The 25,476-nt window shown below is 68.4% G+C and carries 28 protein-coding genes; 19 read left to right on the top strand and 9 right to left on the bottom strand.

Annotated features, from left to right (window positions below; translation table 11 throughout):
* Positions 1–7: 7 nt before the first annotated feature.
* From ACEN98_RS28040 to ACEN98_RS28015, 6 genes are read left to right on the top strand one after another with little or no spacing between them, the layout of a single operon-like run.
* Positions 8–865 carry a DcrB-related protein gene (locus tag ACEN98_RS28040; protein ID WP_413388162.1) on the top strand — a complete coding sequence of 286 codons (858 nt, stop codon included), beginning with the start codon at positions 8–10 and terminating at the stop codon, positions 863–865.
* Positions 866–2,140: a PAAR domain-containing protein gene (locus ACEN98_RS28035; protein WP_413388161.1), complete on the top strand. Its 1,275-nt coding sequence runs from the start codon at positions 866–868 to the stop codon at positions 2,138–2,140. It abuts the gene before it with no gap.
* 31 nt (positions 2,141–2,171) lie between these two features.
* A complete protein-coding gene (locus ACEN98_RS28030; protein ID WP_413388160.1) occupies positions 2,172–2,900 on the top strand; it encodes an SMI1/KNR4 family protein in 729 nt (242 codons plus the stop codon).
* Positions 2,893–3,297 (top strand): tetratricopeptide repeat protein, encoded by a 405-nt coding sequence (locus ACEN98_RS28025; protein ID WP_413388159.1) that lies wholly within the window; start codon positions 2,893–2,895, stop codon positions 3,295–3,297. The genes ACEN98_RS28030 and ACEN98_RS28025 overlap by 8 nt, the downstream gene beginning before the upstream one ends.
* Positions 3,294–3,767 carry a hypothetical protein gene (locus ACEN98_RS28020; protein ID WP_413388158.1) on the top strand — a complete coding sequence of 158 codons (474 nt, stop codon included), beginning with the start codon at positions 3,294–3,296 and terminating at the stop codon, positions 3,765–3,767. The genes ACEN98_RS28025 and ACEN98_RS28020 overlap by 4 nt, the downstream gene beginning before the upstream one ends.
* 16 nt (positions 3,768–3,783) lie before the next feature.
* On the top strand, positions 3,784–4,236 hold the full coding sequence (locus tag ACEN98_RS28015) for an SMI1/KNR4 family protein (RefSeq protein ID WP_413388157.1): 453 nt from the start codon (positions 3,784–3,786) through the stop codon (positions 4,234–4,236).
* Between the two features lie 85 nt (positions 4,237–4,321).
* On the opposite strand, the gene ACEN98_RS28010 is transcribed toward ACEN98_RS28015, so the two are convergent.
* Positions 4,322–4,537 carry a PEP-CTERM sorting domain-containing protein gene (locus ACEN98_RS28010; protein WP_413389104.1) on the bottom strand — a complete coding sequence of 72 codons (216 nt, stop codon included), beginning with the start codon at positions 4,535–4,537 and terminating at the stop codon, positions 4,322–4,324.
* Positions 4,538–5,166: 629 nt separating this feature from the next.
* On the opposite strand from ACEN98_RS28010, the gene ACEN98_RS28005 reads away from it, so the two are divergent.
* Complete coding sequence (locus ACEN98_RS28005; protein ID WP_413388156.1) at positions 5,167–5,571, top strand: hypothetical protein; 405 nt, start codon at positions 5,167–5,169, stop codon at positions 5,569–5,571.
* Positions 5,564–5,809: a hypothetical protein gene (locus ACEN98_RS28000; RefSeq protein WP_413388155.1), complete on the top strand. Its 246-nt coding sequence runs from the start codon at positions 5,564–5,566 to the stop codon at positions 5,807–5,809. Before ACEN98_RS28005 ends, ACEN98_RS28000 begins: the two co-directional genes overlap by 8 nt.
* A gap of 23 nt (positions 5,810–5,832) precedes the next feature.
* Here the strand turns inward: ACEN98_RS28000 and ACEN98_RS27995 are convergent, their stop codons facing one another.
* Positions 5,833–6,822, bottom strand: a complete 990-nt coding sequence (locus ACEN98_RS27995) for an aldo/keto reductase (RefSeq protein WP_413388154.1) — start codon at positions 6,820–6,822, stop codon at positions 5,833–5,835.
* Positions 6,823–6,954: 132 nt separating this feature from the next.
* On the opposite strand from ACEN98_RS27995, the gene ACEN98_RS27990 reads away from it, so the two are divergent.
* On the top strand, positions 6,955–7,842 hold the full coding sequence (locus tag ACEN98_RS27990) for a LysR family transcriptional regulator (protein ID WP_413388153.1): 888 nt from the start codon (positions 6,955–6,957) through the stop codon (positions 7,840–7,842).
* Here ACEN98_RS27990 and ACEN98_RS27985 read toward each other — a convergent pair.
* Entirely contained in the window at positions 7,839–9,620 is a 1,782-nt protein-coding gene (locus ACEN98_RS27985) for an amidohydrolase (RefSeq protein ID WP_413388152.1), read from the bottom strand. The genes ACEN98_RS27990 and ACEN98_RS27985 overlap by 4 nt on opposite strands.
* 103 nt (positions 9,621–9,723) lie before the next feature.
* Here ACEN98_RS27985 and ACEN98_RS27980 point away from each other — a divergent pair, with 103 nt between their 5' ends.
* On the top strand, positions 9,724–9,921 hold the full coding sequence (locus ACEN98_RS27980; protein ID WP_056131219.1) for a hypothetical protein: 198 nt from the start codon (positions 9,724–9,726) through the stop codon (positions 9,919–9,921).
* 2 nt (positions 9,922–9,923) lie between these two features.
* Here the strand turns inward: ACEN98_RS27980 and ACEN98_RS27975 are convergent, their stop codons facing one another.
* The 4 genes from ACEN98_RS27975 to ACEN98_RS27960 form a co-directional block, all read right to left on the bottom strand.
* Positions 9,924–10,844, bottom strand: coding sequence for a pirin family protein (locus ACEN98_RS27975; RefSeq protein ID WP_413388151.1), 921 nt, complete (start codon positions 10,842–10,844; stop codon positions 9,924–9,926).
* Between the two features lies 1 nt (position 10,845).
* Positions 10,846–11,229: an OsmC family protein gene (locus tag ACEN98_RS27970; RefSeq protein WP_413388150.1), complete on the bottom strand. Its 384-nt coding sequence runs from the start codon at positions 11,227–11,229 to the stop codon at positions 10,846–10,848.
* Between the two features lie 111 nt (positions 11,230–11,340).
* Complete coding sequence (locus tag ACEN98_RS27965; protein WP_056131209.1) at positions 11,341–11,760, bottom strand: DoxX family protein; 420 nt, start codon at positions 11,758–11,760, stop codon at positions 11,341–11,343.
* Positions 11,761–11,810: 50 nt separating this feature from the next.
* On the bottom strand, positions 11,811–12,512 hold the full coding sequence (locus ACEN98_RS27960; RefSeq protein WP_413388149.1) for a pirin family protein: 702 nt from the start codon (positions 12,510–12,512) through the stop codon (positions 11,811–11,813).
* 225 nt (positions 12,513–12,737) lie between these two features.
* On the opposite strand from ACEN98_RS27960, the gene ACEN98_RS27955 reads away from it, so the two are divergent.
* The 3 genes from ACEN98_RS27955 (at position 12,738) to ACEN98_RS27945 (ending at position 16,668) form a co-directional block, all read left to right on the top strand.
* Complete coding sequence (locus tag ACEN98_RS27955; protein ID WP_413388148.1) at positions 12,738–14,411, top strand: AMP-binding protein; 1,674 nt, start codon at positions 12,738–12,740, stop codon at positions 14,409–14,411.
* Between the two features lie 346 nt (positions 14,412–14,757).
* Positions 14,758–15,705 (top strand): LysR substrate-binding domain-containing protein, encoded by a 948-nt coding sequence (locus ACEN98_RS27950; RefSeq protein WP_413388147.1) that lies wholly within the window; start codon positions 14,758–14,760, stop codon positions 15,703–15,705.
* Between the two features lie 123 nt (positions 15,706–15,828).
* On the top strand, positions 15,829–16,668 hold the full coding sequence (locus ACEN98_RS27945; protein ID WP_413388146.1) for an alpha/beta fold hydrolase: 840 nt from the start codon (positions 15,829–15,831) through the stop codon (positions 16,666–16,668).
* A 5-nt stretch (positions 16,669–16,673) separates the two neighbouring features.
* On the opposite strand, the gene ACEN98_RS27940 is transcribed toward ACEN98_RS27945, so the two are convergent.
* Positions 16,674–16,838, bottom strand: coding sequence for a hypothetical protein (locus tag ACEN98_RS27940; protein WP_413388145.1), 165 nt, complete (start codon positions 16,836–16,838; stop codon positions 16,674–16,676).
* Between the two features lie 115 nt (positions 16,839–16,953).
* On the opposite strand from ACEN98_RS27940, the gene ACEN98_RS27935 reads away from it, so the two are divergent.
* Positions 16,954–17,901: a LysR family transcriptional regulator gene (locus ACEN98_RS27935; protein WP_413388144.1), complete on the top strand. Its 948-nt coding sequence runs from the start codon at positions 16,954–16,956 to the stop codon at positions 17,899–17,901.
* Here the strand turns inward: ACEN98_RS27935 and ACEN98_RS27930 are convergent.
* Entirely contained in the window at positions 17,870–18,838 is a 969-nt protein-coding gene (locus ACEN98_RS27930; protein ID WP_413388143.1) for a TIGR03571 family LLM class oxidoreductase, read from the bottom strand. The genes ACEN98_RS27935 and ACEN98_RS27930 overlap by 32 nt on opposite strands.
* 202 nt (positions 18,839–19,040) lie before the next feature.
* On the opposite strand from ACEN98_RS27930, the gene ACEN98_RS27925 reads away from it, so the two are divergent.
* From ACEN98_RS27925 to ACEN98_RS27905, 5 genes are all read left to right on the top strand, one after another.
* Positions 19,041–20,303 carry a cytochrome c gene (locus tag ACEN98_RS27925; protein WP_413388142.1) on the top strand — a complete coding sequence of 421 codons (1,263 nt, stop codon included), beginning with the start codon at positions 19,041–19,043 and terminating at the stop codon, positions 20,301–20,303.
* Positions 20,300–20,773 carry a (2Fe-2S)-binding protein gene (locus ACEN98_RS27920; protein WP_413388141.1) on the top strand — a complete coding sequence of 158 codons (474 nt, stop codon included), beginning with the start codon at positions 20,300–20,302 and terminating at the stop codon, positions 20,771–20,773. The genes ACEN98_RS27925 and ACEN98_RS27920 overlap by 4 nt, the downstream gene beginning before the upstream one ends.
* Positions 20,770–23,007 (top strand): molybdopterin cofactor-binding domain-containing protein, encoded by a 2,238-nt coding sequence (locus ACEN98_RS27915; protein WP_413388140.1) that lies wholly within the window; start codon positions 20,770–20,772, stop codon positions 23,005–23,007. The genes ACEN98_RS27920 and ACEN98_RS27915 overlap by 4 nt, the downstream gene beginning before the upstream one ends.
* Positions 23,008–23,137: 130 nt before the next feature.
* Positions 23,138–25,153, top strand: coding sequence for a sensor histidine kinase (locus ACEN98_RS27910; RefSeq protein ID WP_413388139.1), 2,016 nt, complete (start codon positions 23,138–23,140; stop codon positions 25,151–25,153).
* A complete protein-coding gene (locus ACEN98_RS27905) occupies positions 25,146–25,472 on the top strand; it encodes a helix-turn-helix domain-containing protein (protein WP_056131176.1) in 327 nt (108 codons plus the stop codon). The genes ACEN98_RS27910 and ACEN98_RS27905 overlap by 8 nt, the downstream gene beginning before the upstream one ends.
* Positions 25,473–25,476: the final 4 nt, after the last annotated feature.

The raw sequence follows: 25,476 nt of genomic DNA, 5'->3' as shown, positions 1-25,476 counted from the left end.
TGAGCCAATGAGCGAGCGCGCCATGTACCACGCCAACCACGCCACCTTCGAACTGCCCGCGCAGTTGAAGGACAAGACGATGCACATGTTCACCTTGCGCGACGATGGTCCGAGCGAGTTCAACGTCGTCGTCTCGCACGCGGACGTCAAGCCCGAGGAAAGCCTGGACCAGTTCGGCGACCGCCTGGTCAAGGAACTGACGCGGGCACTGCCCCGGTTCCAGCTGAAGGCGATGACCGAACGCACCGTCGACGGCGCGCCGGCACTGGAACTGGCCTACAGCTGGCGCAACGAGGCGGGCTTCATGCACCAGCGCCAGGTCATTACGCTGGTCCAGGGCGGCAAGCCCGGCACGATCGAAGCCATGCTGATGGCGGCGACGTGCCTGCGCGAGTTCAGCGACGAGTGGAATGCCGCGTTCGACGCGATCGTGGACAGCATCCGGCTGCGCCGTCCGCTGCCGCAAGCGCAGGATGGCCCAGCCGCCGTGCCGTCCCCTGCCCTGCCCACGATCTTCGCATTGTCCGAACCGCGCAAGACCCTGCACGTGTTCGCGGACAGGCACGAGGCGGGCAGCAAACTGTCGGCGCGCGACGTCAACCAGGACCACTGGGAATTCTATGACGCCGATGGCACGCGCCTGCAGGCCAACGTCTCCCGTACGAACGCCGGCCTGTCGCTGCTGCGGCCGTCGGGCACGGTCACGCTGGAACGCACGGCGGAACCACCGGGACCGGCACTGGCCGAGCGGCTGCACCTGGCCCAGTACATCCAGGCCAGCTCGTCGTCCGTGCCGTTCTACAGCCTGACGGAGGTGCGCGCGCATCTCGATCAGGTCACCAGCGACCGGGCCGCGGAGCGCTAGATGCCGGCGGCGGCACGGCTGGGAGACCCGATCGGGCACAGCCCGACCATGAGCTGGCTCCTGAAAGGCCTCCTCATCGGCGCGGCCATCGCGGTGGCCGGCGTGGCGATCGTGGGCACGGGCGGTCTCGCGGCGGTCGCCGTCGTCGGCGCGGGCGCGGCGATGGGCGCGGGCCTGGGCGAAGCGATGAGCACGATGAGCTTTGCCGGCAAGGAGGTCACGGGCGCCATCGCGATGACCGGTTCGTCCAACGTGTTCGTCAACGGCCTGGCCGCGGCCCGGGCGCACATCGACCAGGTCCTGTGCTCCAAGCACCCCGGACCGATACCGATCGCGACGGGCAGCAGCCAGGTCTACATCAACGGCATGCCGGCCGCGCGCGTGGACGACAAGACGGGATGCAGCGCCGTCATCACGAAGGGGTCGGGCAACGTCTACATCGGCGGCGGCACGACGCAGACCGACACGATCAATCCGGAAAACCTCGTGCCGGGCTGGGTGCATGCGTCGCTGCTGGTCGTCGGCGTCGGCTCGGCGATCGTCCTCGCCGGGCCCGTGGTCGCCGTGGGCGGCCTGGTGGGCGCGTTCGCGGGCGGGATCGGCGGCGGCTGGGTCGGCGGCAAGATGTTCGGCGAAGGCAGCGATGGCCAGAAATGGTCGGCGATCGCGGGCAGTTTCCTGGGCGGGTATCTCGGTGCGAAGGCCGCGCCGGGGGCGTGGGAGTTCGCGCAGCGGGTCCAGGTGTCGGTCGAACCGGGCACGCTGGGCATGAACGGCGGGAACGTCCGCGTGTCCCTGCGTCCGCCTGCGACGGCTGCCGAGCCGCCGGCCACGCCGCCGGTGGAACCGCCGGCACGCGTCTCGGCATCGACGTATGCGCGGCTGCGCGCCAAGACGCCGAGTTCCGCCATTCAAAAACAGGTCAACGAAGGCGTGACCTTGCCGATGCCCGACCGGGCACTGCCGGGCCTGACCGTGACGAAGCCGCTGCACGCGGACCATATCGTGTCGATGAAGCAGATCACGGAAATGGAGGGATTCGCCCGGCTGTCGCAGGAAGATCAGCTCGCGGTGCTGAACAATCCCCGCAACTTCATCGGCCTGAGCGAGACGGCGAATACGTCGAAGGGGGCGAAATCGTTCGCCGAGTGGACCGAATACAAGAAAGGCGGCATCGCCGTGGACCCGGCCTTCCGGCAGGAGATGATGCAGAAAGAGGTCGACATGGCGGCCGAGTTGCAACAGCAGATTTATAATCTCCTGGGCGGCGGCTAGCGTGCACCGGCAATCACTGAAAGACGAAGCGATGACAACAACACCCGACAAGAACGCGGTACTGAATGAATTGCAGCAGTTCGTGCAGCCGGCCGCATTGATGGCCTCGCCGGCCGAAGCGGAAGCGGATCCGGCCGTGCCCGTGCAGTGGCTGCGCTTCCTCGACGAGCAGGAACACGGCCGCAGGCTCGCGCTGCTCACGGAATGGAGCGACTTTGCCGCGGAGTGGCCCAGCGTCCAGGATTTCCTGCGCACGATGCTGAAGCACCTGTACGTGATGCGCGAACCGGACGACACCCCGTCGCTGCTGTATCTCTACACCGTCGGCGGCAAGGACCTGAACTTTTTCCGCGGCCGCGCGCCGATCACCGACGTGCCGGAGCGCCTGCGTCCGGTCTGGGACTGGGTGCCCGCCAAATTCCGCGATTTTTATACGCAGTTGCACGACGGCTGGACCTTCCTGCCGGCGAATTCGATGGGACCGCTGCCGGTCGAGGATTGGGCATTCCTGTCCGACGACAAGTTCGACATCGACGACGACACCGCGCGCCGGCTGCCCATCGATATCTCGCGAACCGTCGCCGTGTTTCACAACGGCGCCGGCGATTACCTGTGCCTGAATTGCGTGGGCAACGGGGAAGCGACGGGAGTCATCTGGTGGCACGAAGATCCCGAGAATCCCGAGCCGGTCGATTTCTGGGGCGTGCTGGATGCCTGGGTCGGCATTTTTCTCGAAGAAGCCGACCGCCACGGTGCATGAACGGATCGCCGCCCTGTGCAAGGAAGGCGATGCGCTGGCATCGGCAGGCAGACCCGACGACGCCAAACTGAAATACATCGCGGCGCTGAAGCTGCTGCCTGGTGAGCCCAGGCAGTGGGAAGCCGCGACGTGGATTTACGTGGCGCTCGGCGACGTGCACTTCCACGCGCAGCGCTTCGACAAGGCCTTCAAGTGTTTTCATAACGCGGTCCAATGTCCGAAAGGGCTCGGCAACCCCTACATTCACTTGCGTCTTGGGCAGCTCTACTTCGAACAGCGTCGCTTCGATAAGGCAGCCGATGAACTGACGCGCGCGTACATGGGTGGGGGGATCGATATCTTCATGGAAGACGACGCCAGATACCTGACGTTTCTCGAGACAAGGATCTCGCTGTGAAACGCCCCATCCATTACTGCAAAAGCTGGTCCCGTGCGAAGAAAAAACCGACCGAGCTTTGGCCCGCCGGGAAGGCCGAGGCGGCGCATCTGCATCGGCAACCCTATACGGCACTCGTTGGCAGCGCCGAACGGCCGTATTGTTTCGTGGACGTTGCCGCCAACGTCGTGGTCGTCGGTTTCCTCGACAGCCTGCTGCGCGAATCGCTGACGTATGCATTCAAGGAAGTCGAGGCCGGGAAGCTGTTCATGACGATGGCGGTTCACCGGGAATTCGAGGCCGACACCGACAGCGTGACGGGTGGCGTGACGTACCTATTCGATCGAAGCGGCACGATGCGGATCCGGCGCGAGTATTTCCGCCCGCATCGCGCGGAAACCGCGGCGTCATCGTGCGATCCAGCACCGCTTTACGACATACGGCCCGAATTCGGACAATACGACGATATCATTCGCGTCGAGAGACGATGAGCGAGGGCCCAAAACAATGGATTTCAATACCGTTCGCGATCACCTGATTTCGCTGAATGTATCACCACGAGCGCCGGCGACACAACATCAGCTCGACGCCTTCGAGCACCGTTTTCGCGTCAATTTGCCCACCGACGTGAAAACGAATTACTCGATCATGAACGGCGCCGACGACTGGACCGACAGCCACACGTCCTGGATAAGGTTCTGGCCCATCGAAGAATGGACGCCCACGACCCCGGAGTTCGCCAGCGATGACGTATTCAAGTCTCTGTCGTCGTATGTATTCGTTTGCGCGGATTACGCGATCGAGTGCGTGTTTTATGTCATCGATCTCGACAACGCCGCGCCGACATTCGGCCACGTTTATAGCCTTGGCGCTACACGTGCGGGCCTTACTGCAACGAGTTTTTCCGAGTTCATCATGAAAGTGGCGGAAGATCACGGTGACCTTCACAGCTATGGATAGACCTCCGATCTTCTCCTCGTGACGATGTGCTCGCGTTGAGCGACGCCAGCCCGGCGCTTTCCGGCACGCCGGGCCGCACTGCGGCTCAGGCTGTCCCGCCCCCTTTGCCCTGCGTCTTCGCACGCCGCATCAGCCCCGCCAGCGACACGCCGAGTCCGATCAGCGCGAGGCTCGACGGCTCCGGAACGGTGGCCGCCGGATCGGCGAAGGTCAGTTCCAGGTTATCGAGGTTGAGGATGTGGTTGGGATCGTCCGCGTAGATCGCGAATCCATAAATGTCCTGCGCACTGGTCAGCGCCACATGTCCGCGCAGGTTGCTCCCGCCCGGGTTCGGGTTGGCCAGCAATGCGCTGGCGATCGTCTGGCCATTCTTGTCGTAGGCGACGAGGTTCACGTCCCACGACGAAAAACTGTCGATGCCGATGGCGGTCACGGGCTTGCTCAGCAGCGCAATCGGGTAGGTCGAGCTGATGAAGTGATTGGATGGATTCCCGTCATAAAAGTCGGCCTGCAGCAGCGTCCCCTGGGTAAAACTCAGCCCGAGCGCGGCGTACAGCTGGTCCAGGGGTTGCAGAAAGGTGGAGGCAGTCGGCACATCGTCGGCGGTGCCAAGCACGCCGTCCGCGCCCGGGACATGTTCGAAATCGATGAGGACAGGGCTTGCGAACGCCGGCATGGCGGCAAGGCCGCAGGCCGACAGGAACAGGGAGCAAAACAGTTTTTTCATCGGATGGACGGTGACGTTGAGTTGAGGAGACCCTGTACGGGCAGGCTGAAGCGGTAGCGATACTATTGAGTACTTGCACTCATGTCCACAGCCCGGCGCAAGCGTGCGCGTCCATCCAAGACGCATACGCGTGTTCGTGAAAATGTGTGAGCCTGTAGCGCGGCAGAGGTGCTATCGTTACGCCGCATCCGCTTCAAAACGACATGAACACACGACTGGAAATCACGATGAAACACCTGGTGCTGGCTACCGCCATCGGCCTGTCTTCGGCGCAGGCGCTTGCCTGCCCACTGTCCGACTCGCTGGCGAAGCGCTACGGCATCTCGTTCTCGGGTTTCAGCACCGCGGTGCCGGAATCTGTCGCGCCCGACACGGCCCACGGCGGCCCCTTCATCCGCGTGCGCATGCCGGACGCAAGCAATGTGCTGGATGGCTTCCACCACACCATCGTCATGGATCGCAGCACGAAGAAAGCCTGGATTCTCCGCACTGGCGGCTTCGTGGGCGTCTACCAGTGGTATGGGCCGGTCGACGTCATCGATCCTGCGCTCGACAACTGCCGGCTGGAGCCGACGGACGGCGCGAATCGGGCGGAACGCCATGGATGACTCGCTGCACGTGCGCGTGACCGATGACGAGACGATCAGCATCGATGGACGCCTGGTGGCCGGGAATGCCGAACTGGTCGACGCGCTCAGGTCCGCCTTGCGGGACAACCCGAACGTGGCGCTCGTGATCGAACCGGTGAAGCCCGAGTACTACACGGGCGTCGCAAAGGTCATCTACGCAAGCCAGCGCGCCGGGGTACCGGTCGAGAACCTGCGCTACGCCACGGGGAACGCTTGACATGCGCGAGGCCGCGCCCCCGGTCAGCGATCCACCATCGCCATCGCCTTCTCGTTGTACCGCGCCCCCGCCACGCCGATCTGCTCAAGCGCCCCATCCAGCCGGCGCAGGTCCTCGTCATCCAGCTTGAGATCGGCCGCAGCGAGATTCTGCTCGAGATACGTCCGGCGCTTGGTCCCCGGAATCGGCACGATGTCGTCGCCCTGCGCCAGCAGCCACGCGAGCGCCACCTGCCCCGGCAGCGCGCCATGCCGCGCCGCGATCTCCTTCACCAGGTCGGCGATCGCGAGATTGCGGTCGAAGTTCTCGCCCTGCAGGCGCGGGTCGTTCTGGGCGCGGAAGTCGTCCGCCGGATAGTCCTCGGCACGCTTCGCCGTGCCCGTCAGGAAGCCGCGGCCGAGCGGACTGAACGGCACGAGACCGATGCCCAGTTCGCGCAGCGCGGGCAGCACGTCGGCGTCGAGGTTGCGCTCCCAGATCGAGTACTCGCTCTGCAGCGCCGACACGGGCTGCACGGCGTGCGCGCGGCGGATCGTGGCGACGCCCGCCTCCGACAGGCCGAAGTGCAGCACCTTGCCTTCGCGGATCAGGTCTTTCACAGTGCCCGCCACGTCCTCGATCGGCACGTTCGGGTCCACGCGGTGCTGGTACAGCAGGTCGATGCGGTCCGTGCGCAGGCGCTTCAGCGAGGCCTCGACGACCTCGCGGATGTGTTCCGGACGGCTGTCGGCACCGGCGAAATGGCCCTTGCCGATGACGAAGCCGAACTTGGTCGCGATCTGCACCTCGTTGCGCCGGCCTTCCAGCGCGCGGCCCAGCAATTCCTCGTTCGTGAACGGGCCGTACACTTCCGCCGTGTCGAAGAAGGTGCAGCCCAGGTCGATGGCGCGGTGGATCGTCGCGATCGATTCCGCGTCGTCCGGCGTGCCGTAGGCGTGGCTCATGCCCATGCAGCCCAGGCCGATGGCGGAGACTTGCAGTCCTTGGGATCCCAGTTGTCGAGTCGTCAGCATGTTCTTCATCCTTTTTTGCAAAATGCCGCCGGCGGCGGCTTGAAGACAATGTAGTCGTTGCACCTTGCAAAGAAAACACCAATAATCGGATAATCATTTTCCAAAAATGGAAGATGAGAGGAAAAGCGCGCCTTGGACTGGAACGATCTCAAATTTTTTCTGGAAGTGGCGCGCGGCGGCAGCCTGACGCGCGCGGCGGACGTGCTGCGCGTGAGCCAGTCGACCGTCGGCCGGCGTATCGCCGAACTGGAAGCGCGCCTCGCGACGCGCCTGTTCGCCCGCCACCAGACGGGCTACCACCTGACGGACGAAGGCCGCGAACTGCTCGGGCGCGCGGAGGCCGTCGAGGACAACATGCTCGCCTTCGAACGGGGCGCGTCCGGCCTGAGTCCCGGCGTGTCGGGCCTCGTGCGCCTGGCCACGTCGGACAACCTCGCATCCGACCTCGTGATTCCCGCCCTGCCCCGTTTCGTCGCCCGCCATCCGCAGTTGCGCCTGGAGATCGTCACGACGACGGCCGCCGTGGAACTGGGCCGGCGCGACGCCGATCTCGCGCTGCGTCTCGTGCGCCCCAGCCACGGCAACCTGAAGGCGCGCCGGCTCGGGGCGATGTCGTACGGCGTGTACGGCCACCGCGACTATCTCGCGCGCCATCCGGCAGCCGGCGACGATCCGCTCGCGGGCCGCGCGATGATCACGTGGGACGAAGCGCACGCGCACCTGCCGGCCGCGCAGTGGCTCGCGAAGCGGGCGCCGGATGCGCACGTGGTGCTGGCCGTGTCCACGCTGCGCGCGCAGATCGCGGCCGCGCGCGCGGGGCTCGGCCTCGCCATCATCCCGGACTTCCTCGTCACGGATCCCGATCTCGTCCGCGTGCTGGCGCCGGGCGATGTGTTCAGCGACGGCGTCTGGCTCGTGCTGCATGCGGATCTCGCCGCGTCGAGCCGGGTGCGCGCCGTCGCCGACTTCCTCGCGGAGACGGTCGAAGCAGCCCGCGCCGCGCTGGCGGGCGAGGCTTAGCGGTTCTGGTAGCCGCCGTACGTCGCGACGGGACTCCACGCCGGCGACACCGGCAGCGCCTTCGGTGCGAGCGGCGCGTAGTCGCCCGCGCCGTAGACCACCTTGCCGTTGACGACGGTGAGCACGCTTTCGAGCCGCTTGATGCCCTCCGCGTCCATGGCGAAGTAATCCTGCGGCAGCACGACGAAGTCGGCGTACTGGCCGCGTTTCAGGGTGCCCTTCACTTTCTCCTCGCCGCTCATCCACGCGGACCCCGTCGTGATCAGCTTCAGCGCTTCGAAGCGGGTCAGGCGGTCGCCATCCTGCCAGATCTGCAGGCCGCCGGCCGTCTTGCCGGTGACGGCCCAGTACACCGAGGGCCACGGGTTGTAGCTGGAGACGCGCGTGCCGTCCGTGCCCAGGCCGACGGGGATGCCCTGCGCGAGCATCTTGCGGATCGGCGGCATCTGGCGCGTCTGTTCGCCGTAGCGCTTAAAGTAAGACTCGCCCTGGAAGTGCATGCGGTCCTGCACGGCAATGCCGCCGCCCAGCTTCCTGATGCGCGCGAGGTCGGCGTCGGTCACGGTCTCGCCGTGGTCGATGATGAAGCGCAGGCCGTCCAGCGGCGTCTGCGCATCGACCTTCTCGATGACGTCGAGATCGCGCGCGATACTCTCGCCATACGTCGCGTGCAGGCGGAACGGCCAGCGGTTCTTCACGAGCAGCGACACGACGGGTTCGAGGTCGTGTTCCATCGAGGCCGGCAGGTCCGGACGGGGCTCCAGGAAGTTCTCGAAGTCGGCCGCGCTGGCGACGAGGTTTTCGCCCGCGCCCTCGGCCGAGAAGCCGTTCGGGTACAGCATGTGGTCGTTCTGCTTCGGATGCGTCATCGTCAGCCAGCGCTGGAAGTCTTCCAGTTCCTTGCCGGCCTTTTGCGCGAACAGGTAGTAGGCCGTGCGCACGGTCAGCTTGCCCTGCTTCGCGAGTTCCAGCGACACGCCGTAATCGTCCGGGTAGTTCTGGAAGCCGCCGCCCGCGTCGATGGCGCTCGTCACGCCCAGGCGGTTCAGTTCGCGGTAGAACTGCAGGGTCGAGTTGACCTGGTCGTCGTGGCCCAGCTTGTTCGTCTTCGCGAGGGTCGAGTACAGGATCAGCGCGTTGGGCTTGGCGATCAGCTTGCCGGTCGGCTGGCCGTTCGCGTCCAGTTCGACCTCGCCGTCCTTGTAGTGCGTGTTGCGGTCGTAGCCCAGCGTCGCGATGCCCTTCTTGTTGAGGAAACCGAGGCCGTACAGGTACAGGATGAACACGGGCTTGTCCGGCACGGCGGCATTGATTTCTTCCAGCGTTGGCAAGCGTTTTTCCTCGAACTGCCATTCGTTCCAGCCGCCCACGACCTTCACCCACTGGCCGTCCGGCGTGCGCGCGGCCTGCCCCTTCAGCATCGCCAGCGCGCGCTTCAGCGACGTCACGCCGTCCCAGCGCAGCTCCATGTTGTAGTTCAGGCCCTCGCGGATCACGTGCAGGTGCGAGTCGTTCAGGCCCGGGATCACGGTGCGGCCGTGCGCATCGATCACCTGCGTGTTCGCGCGCTTCAGTTTCAGCACCTTCGCGTTGCTGCCGGTGGCGAGCACCTTGCCGTCCTTGACGGCGATGGCCTGCACGAACTCGCCTTCTTTCGCCATCGTGGCGATCTTGCCGTTCGTGAGGATCAGGTCGGCCTGCGCGAAGGCGGCGCCGGCCGTGAGGAAGCCCGCTGCGGCCAGGGCGGCGCGCAGCGCGGGGATACGAATCGTGTTCATGATGTCTTTCTTCGGTTGCTCAACGGGCGCAGGTTAGCGGATCGCAATGCGTAGCACACCTGCCTTACGACCGGGCCGGCGGGCTTCGTGTTAGCATCCGACGATGGAACGACGAAGCGACTACAAGACCGCCCTCATGATCGAATCCACGATCCACGAGGCCCAGGAACAGAACCGCTCGCCCGCGCGCGCACTGGCGTCGCTGGGCGTGCCGTTCGAGATTGCGATGCGTGTGCTCACGCGCCCGGACGAGCGGCGCCATGCGGTGCCGCCGCCGCGCAGCGCGGATGCCCAGGGCTAACTTCAGGGATAGCGGACCGGCCGGCCCGGCAGATCCGGTAAGGGAATGAATTCCGTCTCGCCCGGTACCTGCGGGAAGCGCTGGGCTTTCCAGTCTTCCTTCGCCTGCTCGATGCGGTCGGACGAACTCGAAACAAAATTCCACGTCAGGTAGCGCGGGCCATCCATCGGCTCGCCGCCCAGTAGCATCACGCGGGCGCCCCTGTTCCCGCTCGCCGCCAGCGTGACCGTCGCACCCGGTTTCAGCACGAGCAGCTGGCCCTGTTCGAAGCGGCCGTCGCGGCCCAGGTCGAGCGTGCCGTCGACCACGTACAGCGCCTGTTCCGGATACTCGGCCGGCAGCGTCAGGCGCGCGCCCGGCTGCAGCGCCAGGTCGACATAGAACAGCGGCGATTGCACGGGCACGGGCGAGCGCTTGCCGAAATAGCTGCCGGCGATGATGCGGGCGGTGGCACCGTCGCCGTCGAGGATCGGCAGTTCCTGCGAGCCGATGTGCGCGAAGGCGGGATCGCACTCTTCCTTCTCCTTCGGCAGCGCCACCCAGCACTGGAGGCCGAACAGGTTGGAGCCCGCCGCGCGCACGTCCGGGCCGGTGCGCTCGGAATGGACGATGCCCTTCCCGGCCGTCATCCAGTTCACCTCGCCCGGCTTGATGTCCTGCACGGTGCCGAGGCTGTCGCGGTGGCGGATCTGGCCGTCCAGCAGGTATGTGACGGTGGCCAGGCCGATGTGCGGATGCGGCCGCACGTCGATGCCCTCGCCCGCGTGGAAGACGTGCGGCCCCATCTGGTCGAGGAAGACGAACGGCCCCACCATCCTGCGGTCCTTGTGCGGCAGCGCGCGCCGCACTTCGAAGCCGCCGCCCAGGTCGTGCGTGCGGGGGATGACGATGGTTTCGAGACTCTCGTGTTCGAACGCGTCCATGTCAGCGTGCCTCCGTGGTGATCTGGATGGTCCCGGACAGCGTCTTGTGCACCGGGCATTTGTTGGCGATGTCGGTCAGGCGGGCCTTCGTCTCGTCGTCCAGCGCGCCGATGTATTCGATCGTGCGGTGCAGGCCGTAGGCCGCGCCTTCCTGGCCATGCCTGATCGAGACCTTGATCTCGTCCAGCGGATAGCCCTTGCGCCTGGCGTACAGGCTCACGGTCAGCGTCGTGCAGGCCGCCAGCGCGGCGGCCAGGATGTCGTGCGGTTCCGGGCCGCTGTCCTCGCCGCCGAATTCCGGCTTCACGTCCGTCAGGATGCGGTGTTGGCCGATCTCGATCACCTGCTGCAGCGGCCCCGTGCCGCGATGCGTCGTCACTTCCATGGCTCGTTCTCCTCGTCTCTTTCGTTTGCGTGGATGTCCGCCACCCGTGTACGCCAGGTCGCGGACAAATTGTACGTCACGTGCGCCGCCGGCCGCGGCGCGTTGTCATTCTCAGGCTGCCCGGCTGCGCAGTACGTTCACTCGTGCGGCGCTCGTCTCGCGCTGGCGTTCGACGTCGAACAGGGCCAGCAAGCCGCCGAAGATCGCCACGTTCTTCAGGAAGTGGTTCAGCTGGTTCTGGAACTCGGCCGCGTCCACATGCCAGAAGCCGTGGAAGATCAGGGTGACGGGCACCGTGAACAGCGCCAGCGCCAGCGCCGCGTATTTCGCCTGGATCCCGGTGACCAGCGCCAGGCCGCCGCCGACCTCGAGCAGGATCGCGCCCGCCAGCAGCAACCCCGCCGCCGGGATGCCCAGGCTGTTCATCCATCCGGCCACGTAGCCGAAGCCGATGATCTTGTTGATGCCCGATGCCAGGAACAGGGCGCCCACCAGGGCGCGGCCGACGGGGTAGAGCTTAGTGGTTTCCATGATCTTCTCCTTGAATATCGTTGCGTTTGACTCGTTAATGTTCACCAGGTTCAGACCGGCAGGTCGAACAGCAGCACTTCCGCATCCTTCGCGTCCGACAGCGCCACGACGGCCTCGTCGCTGACATGGACGGCGTCGCCGGCTTCCAGGGCGCAGCCGTTCACGGTCAGGCTGCCCCGCGCCACTTGCACATAGGCCTGGCGGCCCGGCAGCAGTGCATGGTCGGCGCGCTCGCTGCCATCGAGGATCGTCGCGTAGAGGGCGGCGTCCTGGCGCAGCGACACGGAACCGTCGCGGCCGTCGTTCGACGCGATCAGGCGCAGCTTGCCGCGTTTGCTGTCCGTGTCGAAGTGCTTCTCTTCGTAGCCCGGCTCGCCGCCCGCCTCGGCCGGGATCACCCAGATCTGCAGGAAGTGCACGGATTCCGTCGCCGAGTGGTTGTACTCGCTATGGGTGACGCCCGTGCCGGCGCTCATGCGCTGCACGTCGCCGTAGCGCAGGACCGAACCGTTGCCCATGCTGTCCTTGTGCTCCAGCGCGCCGTCCAGCACGTAGGAGATGATCTCCATGTTCTTGTGGCTGTGCGGATCGAAGCCGCGGCCCGGGGCCACGCGGTCTTCGTTGATCACCCGCAGCGGGCCGACGTTCATGTGGGCCGGATCGTAGTAGTGACCGAACGAGAAGGTGTGCTGCGAGCGCAGCCAACCGAAACTGGCGACACCGCGGTCCGCGCTTTTACGTACTTTCAGCATGATGTTCTCCTTGTGATCGTGATTTGGGTGTTCGAACAGTTCGAACACGCTGCGCTTTCCTGCTGGCTTATTGCCCTCGAAAGCGCGTTTCCATGGAAAGCATTATGGTCGGTGCCAAGCAAGAAGAAAAACGAGTTGTTTTACGGTCTATCATCGATTTTTTCGACAATCGACCGCCGCGCATGGACGCTACACTGTGTCGGAAGGGATAAACAGGAGACACAGATGCAAGCCAGCTACGTCCACGGAGCGCACTCGCTCCCCCTCATCGGCGACACGATCGGGGCCCACCTCGACCGCATTGCCGAGCGCCATCCCGACCGCGATGCGCTCGTCATCCCGCACCAGTGCGTGCGCTGGAGCTGGCGCCAATTGCGCGAAAGGGCCGACCGGCTCGCGGCCGGCCTGCTGGGCCTGGGCTTGCAGCCCGGCGACCGCATCGGCATCTGGTCGCAGAACCGCGCGGAATGGGTGCTCACGCAATTCGCCACCGCCAAGGCCGGCCTCGTCATGGTCAACATCAATCCGGCCTACCGCCGCGCCGAGCTGGAATACGCGCTGGCCAAGGTCGGCTGCCGCGCGCTGATCCTCGCGCCCGGCTTCAAATCGAGCGACTACCTCGGCATGCTGCGCGACCTCGTGCCCGAACTCGATGGCGCCGCACCGGGCGAACTGCGCAGCGCGACGCTGCCCGAGCTGCGCCACGTGATCCGCCTCGGTCACGAATCCACACCGGGCATGCTGGCCTTCGACACCGTGGCGCAATGCGCGACCCCGGCCGACATGGCGCGCCTGCACGCGGTGGCGCGCACCCTGCAGTTCGACGACCCGGTCAACATCCAGTTCACGTCCGGCACGACGGGCGCGCCGAAGGGTGCCACGCTCACGCACCACAACATCCTGAACAACGGCTTCTTCATCGGCGAGGCGATGCGCCTGACGGAACGCGACCGCCTGTGCATCCCCGTCCCGCTGTACCACTGCTTCGGCATGGTGCTGGGGAACCTCGCCTGCATGACGCACGGCGCCGCGATGGTATATCCCGGCGAAGGCTTCGATGCCGGCGCGGTGCTGGCCACCGTGCAGGCCGAGCGCTGCACGGCGCTGCACGGCGTGCCGACGATGTTCATCGCGCTGCTGGACCATCCCGGGTTCGCATCGTTCGACCTGGGCAGCCTGCGCACGGGGATCATGGCCGGCTCGCCCTGCCCGATGGAAGTCATGCAGCGCGTGATCCGGCAAATGCACATGGACGAGATCACGATCGCCTACGGCATGACGGAGACGTCGCCCGTCAGCTTCCAGACCTCCGTCGACGACCCGCTCGCGTGCCGCGTGGGCACGGTCGGGCGGATCCACCCGCACCTGGAAGTCAAGATCGTCGACGCGGAGGGCCAGGTCGTCCCGCGCGGGGAAACCGGGGAGCTGCTCACGCGCGGCTACTCGGTGATGCTCGGCTACTGGGGCGACGAGGCACGCACGCGCGAGGCGATCGACCCGGCCGGCTGGATGCACACGGGCGACCTTGCCACGCTGGACGCGGACGGCTATTGCCGCATCGTGGGCCGCGCCAAGGACATGGTGATCCGCGGCGGCGAGAACATCTACCCGCGCGAGGTCGAGGAGTTCTTGTATCGCCATCCGAAGGTGCTGGACGTGCAGTGCGTGGGCGTGCCCGACCCGAAATACGGAGAAGAACTGTGCGCGTGCATCGTGCTGCGGCCGGGCGAACATGCGGACGCGGACGAGATCCGCGCCTTTTGCCAGGGGCAGATCGCGCACTACAAGATCCCGCGCTATATCCGGTTCGTGGACGGGTTTCCGATGACGGTGACGGGCAAGATCCAGAAGTTCATGCTGCGCAAGGAGGCGGCGGATGAATTGGGCCTGCATACCTGACACGTCGTTCCCGCGAAGGCGGGAACCCAAGTTACACGCTTAGTGGTAGCGCACTCAAAATTGGGCCCCCGCCTCCGCGGGGGCGACGGTTATTACTCAGGAAATCATTCATGAAGTGTCTCGTCGTGATCGCCCACCCCGTCCATGACAGCCTGTGCCGCACGCTGGCCCGGCACGCCATCTCGACCCTGACCGCCCACGGCCACGACGTGGTCGTCGAAGACCTGACCGGGCCGAGTCGCTCGCGCCGGATCGGGTGCAGGCGTTCCGCGCCCGTATCGGAAGGACGTTGTCGAAGTGGGCGCGCGCCTGATACGATGCGCCCCTCGCCCTCGATTGCCCGCACATGCTCAGACTCAGCCTGGACGCCCTCCTCACCGTCGACACGATCGCCCGCCGCGGCAGCTTCTCGGCCGCCGCAAAGGAACTGTATCGCGTGCCGTCGACGATCTCGTACACCGTCTCCAAGCTGGAGGACGACCTGGGCGTGCAGCTGTTCGAGCGCTTCGGCCCGCGCGTCGTCCTCACGCCGGCCGGCGAAGAGCTGCTGAAGGAAGGCCGCTACCTGCTCAAGGCCGCGGGCGACCTGGAGAGCCGCGTGCGCCGCGTGGCCTCCGGCTGGGAGACCGAATTCACCATCGGCATGGACTCCGCACTCGCCCCGCTCGGCCTGCGGGACGACATCCGCGCCTTTTATGAAGTGGCCGACCAGACCCGGTTGCGCATCGTGCGCGAAGCGTTGTCCGGCACGTGGGAAAGCCTGCTCGACCGCCGCGTCGACCTCCTCGTCGGCGCGGCCGGCGAAGGGCCATCCGGCGGCGGCTATACGGCCGAACCGCTCGGGACGATGTCGTTCGTGTTCGTCGTCGCGCCTTCCCACCCGCTGGCCAGGGTCCGGCACCGCCTGGGCAAGGCGGAGCTGACGGCGCACCGCGCGGTGTCCGTCGCCGACTCCGTCCGGCTGCTGCAGGCGCGCACGGTGGGCCTGCTGTTCGGCCAGGACACCCTGACCGTGCCCGACATGCAGACGAAATACGAATTCCAGCTGGCGGGCCTCGGCTTCGGCTTCCTGCCCGAGGCGTGGGCGCGCGCCGACATCGCGGCCGGCCGCCTCGTGCAGAAGGAAGTCGAGGAACCGAAGCCGGACGAGACGCTGTACATGGCCTGGCGCACGGGCGAGGAAGGCGCGGCGCTGAAGTGGTGGCGCGAGCGCATGCGCGCGTCGGCGCCGGTGGACCGCATGCTCGCCCTCAACTGCCCGGTCGAGAAGGCAACACCCGATGCCGCCGGGTAAGCAAAACCTATACGTTCGTATGACTAGACCGCCCGCGCGCCGCTCCCGACAATGTCCGGGTCCGGATGCGGCGGCGCGCGCTGTCCCTTCCGGCTTCCAGCCACCAACCCGAAGGGACACGCCATGACCATCACCCGCACCGCCAACACCATCACGACCCGCGACGGGACCATCATCCACTTCACGGACTGGGGCCACGGTCCCGCCGTCGTGTTCAGCCACGGCTGGCCGCTGCAGGGCGACGCCTGGGAAGACCAGATGATGTTCCTGGCGAACCACGGCTACCGCGTCATCGCCCACGACCGCCGCGGCCACGGCCTGTCGAGCAAGCCCTGGCACGGCAACCACATGAACGACTACGCGGACGACCTGGCGCAACTGGTCGAAGCGCTGGACCTGACCGACGTGACCCATGTCGGCCACTCGACCGGCGGCGGCGAAGTCGCGCGCTACATCGGCCGCCACGGTACCGGCCGCGTCAAGCGTGCCGTGCTGGTGGGCGCGGTGACGCCGCAGATGGCCAAGTCGGACGCGAACCCGAACGGCGTGCCGATGTCCGTGTTCGACGGCATCCGCGCGGGCGTGCAGGCCGACCGCGCCCAGTTCTTCAAGGACCTGAGCATCCCGTTCTACGGCTTCAACCGCGAGGGCGCCAAGGATTCGCAGGGCGCGCGCGACACGTTCTGGCTGCAGGGCATGCAGTGCAGCGTGCGCGCCGCCTACGAGTGCATCAAGCAGTTCTCGGAAACCGACTTCACGGAAGACCTCCAAAAGATGACGATCCCGACCCTCGTCATCCACGGCAGCGACGACCAGATCGTCCCGATCGACACCACCGCGCGCCGCGCCGTCGAGATCCTGCCGCAGGGCCGCCTGGTCGTCTACGAAGGCGGCCCGCACGGCCTGGCCTTCACCCACAAGGACCGCCTGAACGCCGACCTGCTCGCGTTCCTGCGTTCCTGATGCAATCACGCCGGCAGCGCCGCGCCCTCCGCGGGCGCGGGCGCCGGCGCGTCGCTGGCGCCGAACAACCCCATCATCGCGACGGCCGGCGCCGCCGTATGCACTTCCAGCACGATACACAGGCCGCCCATCAGGAGGCCCAGCAGCGCGAACGTCAGGTAGTAACGCATCATCCCCTCCCAATCGGGCCGAATCGATCATGAAACCATGGTAGACGCAGATCCGCGCGCGGCACAGTATCCTTTGGTATGAGTAGCGTAAAACCACACACGACATGAGGATACGATGGACCGCTTCGCCGAACTGAAGGCCTTCTGCACCGTCGCCGCCACCGGCGGCTTCTCGCCCGCCGCGCGCCGGCTCGGACTCGTCACCTCGTCGGTCGCGCGCCTCGTCGACGCCCTCGAAGGCCGCCTCGGCGCCGTGCTGCTCAACCGTTCCACCCGCAGCGTCACCTTGACGGACGCGGGCCGCACGTATTACGAGGAAGCCCTGCGCATCCTGGAACGCCTCGACGCGGCCGACGAAGCGGCGGCGGACGGCGCGGCCGGCGTGCTGCGCGTGGCGGCGCCCGTCACCTTCAGCACCCTGTACGTCGCGCCGATCCTGCCCGCGCTGCGCGCGCGCCACCCGCGCCTGACGCTCGACCTGCGCCTGGACGACGCGCCCGCCAACCTCGTCGACGAAGCGATCGACGTGGCCATCCGCATCGGCAGCCTCGACCCGCAATCGAACCTCGTCGCGCGCAAGCTCGCCGCCCACGACCGCGTGCTGTGCGCCAGCCCGGCCTACCTGGCCGCGCATGGCGCGCCGGAGACGCCGATCGCGCTCGCGGCGCACGACTGCCTGCAGTTCGCGTTCGGCGCCGGCCGCCGCACGTGGCGCCTGCAGGCCGACGATTCGAAAGCCGACGCGGAAGACGTCGAGGTGCGCGGCGTCGTTCACGCCAATAATTCGGAAGTGCTGCGCCAGGCGGCGCTGGGCGGCCTCGGCATCGCCATGCTCGCGCGCTGGCTCGTGCAGCGCGACCTGCGCGCGGGCACGCTCGTGCAGGTGCTGCCCGGCTACCGCGTCAATCCGGGCCCGATGGACGTCGGGCTGTACGCGCTGTATCCCGCGAGCCGGCGCAACTCGACGAAGATCCGCGCCTTCGTCGACCTGCTGGCCGAGCATCTCGCGGAACAGGACCTGGGCGACCACCTCAGCGGCCAACCTGGCGCACCGCCAGCGTAGGCAGCCGCGGCACGATCTCGCGCCCCAGTTCCTCGACCTGGTCCTCGACCGTCCGCGGCCCCTGCAGGTTGACGAGCATGTGCGCCACGCCCAACGCCGCCATCCGCTCGAAATAGACCAGCAGCGCACGGCGGCCGGCGCGCAGGCCCAGTTCCAGCGGTTCCGCGGGCGCGTGCGGGTCGGCCAGCAGTTCCAGCTGCAGCGACTGCACGAACGGTTTCGATACCCCGCCGGCCCGCTCTTCCAGCGCCCGCTGCCACAGCGCGATGCGGCCCTGCTGGCGCGCTTCCTCGCGGTGGTACGTGGCCCAGCCGTCCGCGTGCGCCGCGATCCATTGCAGCGACTGGCGCGCCGTGCCGACCGCGAGCAGCGGGATGCGCGCACCCGGTACCGGTGTCGGCGCGTAGCCGCCCGTGCCCTCGAGCAGGTCGGCACGCACCTGCGCATCCGTCGACAGGGCGGCGGCCAACGTCTGCCAGCGCTCGCGGAACAGGACTTCCGGCGCGGTGTCGACGCCGAACGGCGCCAGTTCCTCCGGCCGGTCGCCCGAGCCGAGGCCGAGGATGAAGCGGCCGCCGCTCAGCCGGTCCAGCGACCACGCGGCCTTGGCGACATGCAGCGGATGGCGCAGCGGCAGCACGGCGGCGGCGGTACCCAATGCGGTGGACGCCGTCACGCCGGCCAACAGCGTCAGCCAGATGAACGGATCGTCCAGCACGGCGGCTTCTCTCGTGTTGCCCTGCGGGACGATCAGCGGCACGTCGCGGGCCCACAGCGCGGCGATGCCGAGCGCGTCGGCACGGGCAGCCAGCGCCGCCTCGCGCGCGCTGTCGGCCGGCGCGCCGGGCGCGCGGGCGAGAGGCGTCATCAGGCCCAGCGTGAGGTGCCCCGCGCCGAGCACGCGGTGCCAGGCGCGGTTGTAAGTTAAGGCTGTCATGGCGATCTCCTGCGAACGTCCAGCATACCGCGTCGGCGGCGCGCGCGTCGGCGCCTGCCGCGCAAGACACTCTTGCGCCAAAAGCATCAATCGACCGGGCCGTCCGGCGCTACAGTGACGGCCAGCCGGTATCCCTTTGTATAACTAGACGATGGGGCGGCCATGAATCGACAATCGCCGCAACCGAATCAAGGAATCCACGATGAGATTGCGCACCCTCGCCGCCGCCGGCACCGCCTTCGTGGCCGTCGTACTGGGCGGCCTGTATGCCTGGACCCGTCCGGCCGCGATCGCACCTGCCGCCGGCCCGCCGCCGCCACCCTCCGCCGCCGTCCTCGCGGCCGGCGCACGCGTCGTGGCGCTGGGCGACTGCATGGTGTGCCATACCGCGCCCGACGGTCCCGCCTATGCCGGCGGCCTCGGTCTGAAGACGCCGTTCGGCATCATCTACAGCACCAACATCACACCCGATCCCGACACGGGCATCGGCCGCTGGACGAGCGCCGCGTTCAAGCGCGCCCTGCGCGAAGGCGTGGCACGCGACGGCCACCTGCTGTATCCCGCTTTCCCGTACATCCATTACACGCGCATGTCGGACGAGGACATCGAACTGGCCTACGCCTGGCTGATGTCGCGCCCGCCGGTGCGCGTAAAACAGCCGGACAACGACCTCGCGTTCCCGCTGAATTTCCGGCCCCTGCTCGCGTTCTGGAATGCCTTGTACCTGCGTCCCGGCGACGGTACCGCGCCCGGCACGGGCCCGGTCGATCGGGGCCGCTACCTCGTCGACACGCTGGGCCACTGCGCCTCCTGCCACAGCGGCATGAATCTGCTGGGCGGCGAGCGCAGTCCCGCGTTCCAGGGCGGCACCGTCGACGGCTGGCATGCGCCCGCGCTCACTCGCCTCGCGCAAGGCGATGCGCCGTGGACGCGCGCCGAACTCGCGGATTATCTGCAGGGCGGCCTGTCGCTCACGCACGGTGCCGCGAAGGGGCCGATGCGGCCCGTGACGGAACGGCTGGCCGGCGTGCCGCGCGCGGACGTCGCGGCGATGGCCGCCTACCTGATGACGATCCAGCAGCCCGCAACCGCAACGGCAACGGCCGTCCCGGCGGTCGCACGAACCGGATCGTCCGGCGCCGCCCTGTTCGCGGCCGCCTGCGCCGGCTGCCACACGCCGTCGGCACCGATGATGCGTCTCGGCGGACGGCCGGGTCTCGACCGCAGCAGCGCCGTGCTGGGCGACGATGCATCCAATTTCATCCAGACCGTGCTGCACGGGATCCCGTGGGAACGCCCCGCGCCCGGTGGCGCGGCTGCCGCCTACATGCCGCCGTTCGCCGACGTGCTGTCCGACGCCCAGGTCGCCGAGCTGGCCGCGTGGGTCCGCACCGGCGCCGGCCGTCCCGCCTGGCCCGGCGTAGCCGCCGCGAGCGCGAAGCTGCGCAAGGAGATGCAACCGTGACCCAATCTCATCCCATAAAGGTCGACGTCAACGGCCGCATGCACGACCTGCGCGCGGATCCCGCCACGCCGCTGCTGTACGTGCTGCGCAATGAATTGCACCTGAACGGCGCCAAGTTCGGCTGCGGCATGGGCCAGTGCGGCGCCTGCACGGTGCAGCTGGACGGCAAGCCCGTGTTTTCCTGCGTGACGCCGCTGGCCGCCTGCGCGGGGCGCAAAGTACGCACCGTGGAGGGTCTCGGCAGCGCCGCCAGGCCGGGCAGGCTGCAGGCCGCGTTCATCGAGCACCAGGCGGCGCAGTGCGGCTATTGCATCGCCGGCATGATCGTGCGGGCGCAGGCCCTGCTCGACAAGGTGCCGCATCCGACCGACGAGCAAATCCGCCGCCACATGGAACCGAATTTGTGCCGCTGCGGCACGCACCACCGCATCCTCGCGGCCATCCGCGCCGCGGCGGGAGAACCCGCATGAATGAAGTCAATCAAGGCCGCCGCGCCTTCCTCGAAGGCGGTGCCCTCGTCCTCGCGTTCGCGCTGCTGCCACGCGCCGCGCGCGCCGAATTCAACGGCATGGGCGTGCCGCCGGTCGCAAACGCCAAACTGGCCGGCAGCCTGCAGCGCACGCCCTTCCTGGACGCGTGGATCCGCGTGGCGCCCGACGGCAAGGTGACGGTCTTCAGCGGCAAGGTCGAACTGGGCACCGGCGTGCGCACGGCGCTCGCGCAGGTCGCGCTCGAACAGCTGGAACTGCAGCCGGGCGACATCGAGTTCGTGCAGGGCGACACGGCGCGCACGCCGAACGAGGGTTTCACGGCCGGCAGCCACACGATGGCCGACAGCGGCAGCGCGCTGCTGCATGCGTCGAGCCAGGTGGCCGCGCTGCTGCGCCAGGGTGCGGCGGCGCAGTGGCGCGTGGGGCCGGAGACGGTGTTCCTGCGCGCGGGCCGCGCCGTCGGCCCCGACGGCCGCAGCATGCATTACGGCGAAGCGCTGCGCGGCCTGGACGCGGCCGGGTTGCACCGCGCGGCCAGCGAAACGTCGCCATTGCGTCCACCCGCGCGCTACCGCCTGATCGGCAGGCCACTGGCCCGCTTCGACATCCCGGCGAAAGTCACGGGCGGCGCGGCGTACGTGCAGGACATGCGCCTGCCCGGCATGCTGCATGCCCGCGTCGTGCGGCCGCCGCGTCCGGGCGCGAAACTCGTGCGCGCCGACTTCGGCGCCATCCGGCGCCTGCCGGGCGTGCGCCAGGTGGTGCGCGACGGCGACTACCTGGCCGTGCTGGCGGACGACGAATGGCGCGCGATCCAGGCGATGAACGCGCTGGCCGCGAACGCGCAATGGCAGGGCGGCGCGCCGCTGCCGCGGGCGGACGCGATCCACGCGACCCTGCAGGCATTGCCCGCACAGGACATCACCATCCTCGACCGCGGCAAGGTGGACACGCCCGCGGCCGGCCCCGGCATCTCCGCCCGCTACACGAAGCAGTACGTGATGCACGGCTCGATCGGCCCGTCGTGCGCCGTCGCCCGGCTGGACGGGGACATGCTGACCGTCTGGACGCACACGCAGGGCGTGTATCCGCTCCGGGCCGCGCTGGCGGAACTCACCGGCATGCCGCTCGCTAAAGTCCGCTGCATCCACACGGAGGGGTCGGGCTGCTATGGCCAGAACGGCGCCGACGACGTGGCGGCCGATGCGGCGCTGCTGGCGCGCGCCGTGCCCGGCGTGCCCGTGCGCGTGCAGCTGATGCGCGACCAGGAAAACCTGTGGGAGCCGTATGCCCCCGCGATGGTGACGACCGTGCGCGCGGCGCTCGACGGCCAGGGCCGCATCTCGCACTGGGATTACGCGCTGTGGAGCGGTTCGCACAACGAACGGCCCGGCAACGCGGGCAAGCTGGTCCCCGCGTGGCTGCTGGCGCAGCCGATTGCGCCGTCGCCGTCGCAGCCGATGCCGATGCCGGAAGGCGGCGGCGACCGCAACGCGCTGCCGTTGTACGCGATCCCGAACGCGCGCGTCGTGAACCATTTTCTGCCGGTGACGCCGCTGCGCAGCTCCGCGATGCGCTCGCTCGGGGCGCACATCAACGTCACGGCGATCGAAGGGACGATGGACCAGCTGGCGCAGCTGGCCGGCGCCGACCCCGTGCGCCTGCGCCTCGACCATCTGGGGAACGAGCCGCGCGCCCGCGCCGTCATCGAAAAGGCGGCCGCGCGCTTCGGCTGGGGCAAGTCGAAGCCGGCGCCGGGACACGGCTACGGCTTCGGGTTCGGCCAGTACAAGAACATCATGGCCTACGTCGCGATCGCGCTGGAACTCGCGGTCGACAAGGACAAGAACACCGTGCGCATCGTCCGCGTGGCGTGCGCCGCCGACTGCGGCCAGGTCGTGAATCCGGACGGCGCGCGCAACCAGCTCGAAGGCGGCATCATCCAGGCCGCCAGCTGGACCCTGCACGAACAGCTGCGCTACGGCCCGGACGGCATCGCCAGCATGGACTGGAGCACCTACCCCATCCTGCGCTTTTCCGGGGTGCCGGAGCGGATCGACGTCGACCTGCTGGACCAGCCCGGCCTACCCTTCCTGGGTGTCGCGGAAGCCGCGCAGGGCCCGATGGCGGCCGCGCTCGCGAACGGGCTGGCCAACGCGACCGGCGCGCGCCGCCACGACCTGCCGCTGCTCGGGCGGCCCTTCCCCGCCTGAGGCTGCGATGCTCGCCATTCATTCAAGACCCGCATCGATCCTCCTTTCGTATGAGGGGATTGTCCTACAAGGCCGCGATACTGGTTCAGCCCCGGCCCAATTCGCGCCGGCGGCACACTTGAGCGCGCACATGAATCGAACGACCGTACCTAACGAACCTGCTTGTGCCCCGCCCGCCCCGCTCGCCGCCGGCGCCGCGGCGTCCGAGCCCCATATCGCCGCCTGCCGGCGCGCCTGGCAGCTGCTGTGCGACGCCGGCATGCCCACGCTGGCCGACGCCCCCGTGCTGGCCTGCGACCCGCTGCTCGCCGACGCGCTGCAGGATGCGTTCAATGCGGGCCGTTTGCCCGGCGCGCTGATCGAAGCGGAGATCCGGCGCGCGCTGCTGGACGGCCCGCGCGACGCGACCTTGCTGGCCGCCGTGCTGCTGGCGGCCGTCGCGCTCGACCGCTTCCACGGCGGCCGCCGCGCCATGCTGCTCGCCGAAACGTGCGCGGTGCGCGCCCGCCATGACGATGGGCGCGCCGTCGCCGGCGCCGTGCTGCGCGCCCACGCCACGCTCATCCTGTCGCGCTGCGCACCGCTGCGCGAAGCGGCGCTGCTGCAAGCGGAAGCCTGCCGCCTGGAAGCCGGCCGTCCGGACACGCTGGCCCGCAACGCCGTGCTGTGGACGGGGGTGCGCCTGCTGTGCGGCGCGCCGCTGGCCGAGCTGCTCCATTACGCCGACGCCGTCCGTCAGTCGGTCCCGTTTGGCAACGTTTCCGTCGCCACCAGCCAGCTGGACAGCCGCATTGCCCTGTTCCGCGCGCTCGCGGACGGCCCGCGCCCGCCGTACATGCCGACGGTGCCTGCCGACGCCATGCAGTTCGGGTGCTGGCTCGGCAGCCTGCAATCCGCCTGGCTGCGCGGCGAAACGGGCGCGGCGCGTGCGGCGCTGGCTGCGGCCCGCGAGCTCGTCACGCCGGTCACGCCGCCGTGCGAGCTGCTGCCGTATCACCTGTTCGGCGCGCTGACGCTGGCGCGGCTCGACCATGTTCCCGGGGCGACGGCCGCGCTGCGCGCGCACCGCCGCGCCCTGCAGGCGTGGGCCCGGCGCGCGCCCGACGTGGCCGGCGCGATGGCGCTGCTCGCGCTCGCGGCCGAGCAGGATGCCGCCGGTGGCGCGCGTGCCCTCACCGCCTACGAACGCGCCGCCGCGCAGGCCCAGTCGGCCGGCCAGGCCTGGGTCGCCGCACTGGCCTGGGAAGGGGCCGCGGGCCTGTGCGCCCGCCACGGCCTCGCCGGCGCGCTGCCGGGCTACCGCAAGCTCGCGCTGGACGCCTGGCGCGACTGGGGCGCGCACGGCCGCGTGCGCGACCTGATGCTGGCCTGGGACGCGGCGCCCGCCGCGCCCGACCACGACCAGCAGACGCGCGCCGCGCGCGCCGGCACGGTCGGAGAACTGGGCATCACGATCGCGCACGAAGTCAACCAGCCGCTGGCCGCGATCCTGCTGCACGCGGCGGCCGCCCGGCGCTGGCTGCGCCGCGGCCAGCCCGACACGACGCGCGCGCTGGAAGCGCTGGAACAGATCACGGCGTGCGGCCGACAGGCCGGCGACATCGTGCGCAGCGTGCGCGGTCTCGCGCGGCGCGAGGGCGAAGCGGCCAGCATGTTCGCACTGGACACGGCGGTCGGCGAAGTGGCGCAACTGCTGCGCGCGCTGATGGTGCGCCAGAACGTGCAACTGGAGACGCGCCTGCTGCTGCCGGAACGCCAGATCCACGCGAGTCGCGCCCAGATCCAGCAGGTGCTCATCAACCTGCTGCTGAACGCGATCGAGGCGCTGGCGGGCGTCAGCGACCGGCCGCGCCGCATCGTGCTGGAATCCGTGCCGGCCGGCCCCGCACTGGTCGAGCTGCGCGTGCGCGACAACGGCCCCGGCATCGCCCCGGCCGACCGCGAGCGCATCTTCGACGCCCTGTATTCGACCAAGGCGCACGGCACGGGCGTCGGGCTGTCGATCAGCCGCGCCATCGTCGAGGCGCACGGCGGCCGCATCGAATGCACGGCCGCCGAGCCGCACGGCGCGCTGTTCCGCGTCGTGCTGCCCGTGCGCAGCATCGCCAGCGTCGTCCCCCCGTCCGAAAGCCGCGACCATGCCTGAAAATCCCGCGCCCGTGATCCGCGTCTGCCGCTACATCGACGACCACCTGACCGAGCCGCTCACCCTGGCGGACCTGGCCGGCCACGCGGGCCTGTCGCGCCATTATTTTTCGCGCCTGTTCCGCGCCACGACGGGCGACCCGCCCATGCGCTACCTGATGCGGCGCCGCATCGAGCACGCGCGCCGGCTGCTGCTGGACCGCCGCCACAGCGTGTGCGAAATCGCCATGCTGTTGCACTTCGCCGACCAGAGCCATTTCTGCCGCAGCTTCCGCCGCAGCACGGGCCTGTCGCCGCTGCAGTACAGCCGCGCGCAGTAATATA

Source organism: Massilia sp. CT11-137 (assembly GCF_047302885.1).
Lineage (GTDB): Bacteria > Pseudomonadota > Gammaproteobacteria > Burkholderiales > Burkholderiaceae_D > Telluria > Telluria orientalis.
The sequence above is the reverse complement of the archived record's forward strand: the minus strand, read 5'-3'. Positions and strand labels throughout refer to the sequence as shown.

Coding starts and splice junctions, on each gene's coding strand:
- ACEN98_RS27925 (WP_413388142.1), top strand. CDS start 19,041: ATGAGATTGCGCACCCTCGCCGCCGCCGGCACCGCCTTCGTGGCCGTC.
- ACEN98_RS27985 (WP_413388152.1), bottom strand. CDS start 9,620: ATGAACACGATTCGTATCCCCGCGCTGCGCGCCGCCCTGGCCGCAGCG.
- ACEN98_RS27910 (WP_413388139.1), top strand. CDS start 23,138: ATGAATCGAACGACCGTACCTAACGAACCTGCTTGTGCCCCGCCCGCC.
- ACEN98_RS27935 (WP_413388144.1), top strand. CDS start 16,954: ATGGACCGCTTCGCCGAACTGAAGGCCTTCTGCACCGTCGCCGCCACC.
- ACEN98_RS27960 (WP_413388149.1), bottom strand. CDS start 12,512: ATGCTGAAAGTACGTAAAAGCGCGGACCGCGGTGTCGCCAGTTTCGGT.
- ACEN98_RS27905 (WP_056131176.1), top strand. CDS start 25,146: ATGCCTGAAAATCCCGCGCCCGTGATCCGCGTCTGCCGCTACATCGAC.
- ACEN98_RS27950 (WP_413388147.1), top strand. CDS start 14,758: ATGCTCAGACTCAGCCTGGACGCCCTCCTCACCGTCGACACGATCGCC.
- ACEN98_RS27930 (WP_413388143.1), bottom strand. CDS start 18,838: ATGACAGCCTTAACTTACAACCGCGCCTGGCACCGCGTGCTCGGCGCG.
- ACEN98_RS27955 (WP_413388148.1), top strand. CDS start 12,738: ATGCAAGCCAGCTACGTCCACGGAGCGCACTCGCTCCCCCTCATCGGC.
- ACEN98_RS28000 (WP_413388155.1), top strand. CDS start 5,564: ATGGATGACTCGCTGCACGTGCGCGTGACCGATGACGAGACGATCAGC.
- ACEN98_RS28030 (WP_413388160.1), top strand. CDS start 2,172: ATGACAACAACACCCGACAAGAACGCGGTACTGAATGAATTGCAGCAG.
- ACEN98_RS27965 (WP_056131209.1), bottom strand. CDS start 11,760: ATGGAAACCACTAAGCTCTACCCCGTCGGCCGCGCCCTGGTGGGCGCC.
- ACEN98_RS28015 (WP_413388157.1), top strand. CDS start 3,784: ATGGATTTCAATACCGTTCGCGATCACCTGATTTCGCTGAATGTATCA.
- ACEN98_RS28035 (WP_413388161.1), top strand. CDS start 866: ATGCCGGCGGCGGCACGGCTGGGAGACCCGATCGGGCACAGCCCGACC.
- ACEN98_RS27970 (WP_413388150.1), bottom strand. CDS start 11,229: ATGGAAGTGACGACGCATCGCGGCACGGGGCCGCTGCAGCAGGTGATC.
- ACEN98_RS28005 (WP_413388156.1), top strand. CDS start 5,167: ATGAACACACGACTGGAAATCACGATGAAACACCTGGTGCTGGCTACC.
- ACEN98_RS27975 (WP_413388151.1), bottom strand. CDS start 10,844: ATGGACGCGTTCGAACACGAGAGTCTCGAAACCATCGTCATCCCCCGC.
- ACEN98_RS27995 (WP_413388154.1), bottom strand. CDS start 6,822: ATGCTGACGACTCGACAACTGGGATCCCAAGGACTGCAAGTCTCCGCC.
- ACEN98_RS28040 (WP_413388162.1), top strand. CDS start 8: ATGAGCGAGCGCGCCATGTACCACGCCAACCACGCCACCTTCGAACTG.
- ACEN98_RS27945 (WP_413388146.1), top strand. CDS start 15,829: ATGACCATCACCCGCACCGCCAACACCATCACGACCCGCGACGGGACC.
- ACEN98_RS27940 (WP_413388145.1), bottom strand. CDS start 16,838: ATGCGTTACTACCTGACGTTCGCGCTGCTGGGCCTCCTGATGGGCGGC.
- ACEN98_RS27915 (WP_413388140.1), top strand. CDS start 20,770: ATGAATGAAGTCAATCAAGGCCGCCGCGCCTTCCTCGAAGGCGGTGCC.
- ACEN98_RS27980 (WP_056131219.1), top strand. CDS start 9,724: ATGGAACGACGAAGCGACTACAAGACCGCCCTCATGATCGAATCCACG.